The organism is Devosia sp. (genome assembly GCF_041917035.1).
Classification (GTDB): Bacteria; Pseudomonadota; Alphaproteobacteria; order Rhizobiales; family Devosiaceae; genus Devosia_A.
In genome coordinates this window covers 1-2,197 of the sequence record NZ_JAYRYM010000404.1, presented here as the reverse complement: position 1 = coordinate 2,197, position 2,197 = coordinate 1, and the positions used below count along the sequence as shown (strand labels likewise).

Sequence of the window (2,197 nt, the reverse complement as noted above, 5' to 3'; positions counted from 1 at the left end):
GGCTACATGACGCGCCGGTCGGCGCTCTCGCGGGCCCGGCGCAGCACGTCGGCATACTCGGTGTTGAAGCGCAGCTCGGTCATCTTGATGGCCGCGTCCAGCCGCTCGCCGACGATGCGGTCCATCGGGTTGGCCCGATACAGCTCGAGGTTGCGCTGGACATGCATCTCGAGCGCCTGTCCCACCTGCTGCCAGGTCTGGTCGAACAGGGCGTTGAGGGCGAGCGAGTCGCGGCTCTCCCGTACGGCGGCCAGCACATAGCAGCCGTTGAGGGCCGAGAGCAGCAGGTCGCTGTCGAGCCGGTCGGTGCCGTCGCGGCGTCGCAGGGCGCGATTGACGTCGGGGGCCACGTCGCGAAGGCGCGGCTCGATCAGCGCCGACACCGTGGTGGTGAGGCCGCCGGCGACCGTCGCCCAGCGGCTCAGCCGGCCGATCTCGACATAGCCGGTCACCGCTCGCATCAGCTTGTGGAAGCGTTCGATGGCGCGGCAGGTGAGATCGATGTCGGCAAAGGCGCCGAACTGCTGCAGGGCCGGAATCTGAGCCTGCGCGTGCGAGAAGATGGCATCGATCAGCGGGGCGTAGCCGGCCCGCATGATCGCCCCCTCGGTGGTGGCGCCGACGGTGCGGACCACTGCCGCCATCAGGCGGTGCGGATTGGCGACCTGGCCCATCGCGGCCTGCATCAGCACGGCGTAGACCGCCTGGTCGTTGAGCGGCATGGACTGGAGCGCCAGGCACAGCTGCGCCTCGTCCGTCATGGCATTGACGGCGCGGCCATAGGCCTGCGCCTTGTCGAGCAGGCTGCGGCACTTGAGCGCGTGCAGCACTGCCGGCAGCCGTCCGTACGGCTCGTCGCCGCCGAACTGGATGCGCATGCGGCGTTCGGTCTCGGGGTTATCCTCGGCCTCGAGCATGGCCTTCTTGGCCCGCTGCATCAGCTCGGGCATCGCGGCATCAAGGGACTCCCGGGCCGCATCGTTGTCCTCGGCGGTCGGGTCGATCAGGTCGGGGGCGAGGTCGCGCAGCATCCAGGTCCACGCCGCCGCGGCGTGGGCCCGGCCGATCGCGCCGTCGAACTCGAACTGGGTGGGAGACGGCACCAGCACCGGGTCGATCAGGCCGAAGAACGGCCGGCCGGCCTCCGGCGCGCGTCGCGTCGCGGCAGGCTGCGGCTTGGGCTGCGGGCTGGCAGTGATGTCGGGCATGAGTCCGGTCGGGCGCTAGGTGCCAATGCTGAGGGCCAGCCTAGAGCGCGCCGGTAAAGAAAAAGCTTCCGAACTTATGGGCGACCGGCCGGCGTCAGCCGGCGACGGTCCAGGTCCCCGCCGCATCGCGGCAGGCCGTGCCCTTCTTGACGAAGCTTCCGCCGGCCAGCGTCACCGTGTGGGTGAAATCGCGGCAGTCGATATTGTTGACGCGCACATAAGGCCCCACCACCACCTGGCCGGCAGCCCCCTTGTCGCCGCTCCAGGCGCGCGGGGCGCCGGGCCGGCCGAAGGTCAGCGCGTTGAACTGGGCGCTCGCCGCCTCGGCCTTTTCCTTGGCACTGAGCTTGCCGATCACGCCGGGGTCGAGATAGGCGGTGACGTCGGTCAGCGCCGTCTCCGCGCTCGCCACGTTGGCGACCGAAGGAACCGAGGCCGGGGTGATCTGCGGCGTCGCCAGCGCCGGGTTGGGCTGGTTCAGCGTCGGACCCAGCGCCACCTCGGACGTGGACGGTCCGAAGCTGCACCCGGCGAGGGCGAGCGTCAGGACAAGCGGGAGGGCACGGACGATCTGCTGCATGGGGGTCTCGGAGGTGGCCGGGGGGCTTATTCCTTGCGCATTGAGGCGAAAGTGCGGAGTCCGCCGACCTTTGCGGCAGGCAGGCGGAGTTCGGCGAGCAGGCCGCCCAAAACGGAACGCTTCAACTGCAGCGAGCCGCCATAGACGTCAACCAGTTCCTTGACGATATCGAGCCCCAGCCCGGAGCCGGGCGTCTTCTCGTCGAGCCTGACGCCGCGGCGCAACACTTTCTGTGCCTCTTCCTCGGTGAGCCCCGGGCCGTCGTCCTCGATCTTGACGAGCAGGTTGGCATTTTGCCCGCTGCGCTCGGCGACCAGCGTCACGCCGATCGAGGACTTGCTCCACTTGCAGGCATTGTCGAGCAGGTTCCCGGCCATTTCCTCGAGATCGCCCTCATCGCCGCGGAACC

The 2,197-nt window shown here is 69.4% G+C and carries 3 protein-coding genes; all 3 read right to left on the bottom strand.

The window, feature by feature from the left end; all coding sequences use genetic code 11:
• Positions 1-2 precede the first annotated feature (2 nt).
• On the bottom strand, positions 3-1,208 hold the full coding sequence (locus ACE3TU_RS21655) for a hypothetical protein (protein WP_374627924.1): 1,206 nt from the start codon (positions 1,206-1,208) through the stop codon (positions 3-5).
• A gap of 94 nt (positions 1,209-1,302) precedes the next feature.
• On the bottom strand, positions 1,303-1,788 hold the full coding sequence (locus tag ACE3TU_RS21650; RefSeq protein ID WP_374627923.1) for a hypothetical protein: 486 nt from the start codon (positions 1,786-1,788) through the stop codon (positions 1,303-1,305).
• 26 nt (positions 1,789-1,814) lie between these two features.
• The coding region (locus ACE3TU_RS21645; RefSeq protein ID WP_374627922.1) for an ATP-binding protein at positions 1,815-2,197 on the bottom strand (383 nt) is incomplete at its 5' end.

Excerpts from the sequence above, each read along its gene's own strand:
- ACE3TU_RS21655 (WP_374627924.1), bottom strand. The coding sequence starts at position 1,208 with ATGCCCGACATCACTGCCAGCCCGCAGCCCAAGCCGCAGCCTGCCGCG.
- ACE3TU_RS21650 (WP_374627923.1), bottom strand. The coding sequence starts at position 1,788 with ATGCAGCAGATCGTCCGTGCCCTCCCGCTTGTCCTGACGCTCGCCCTC.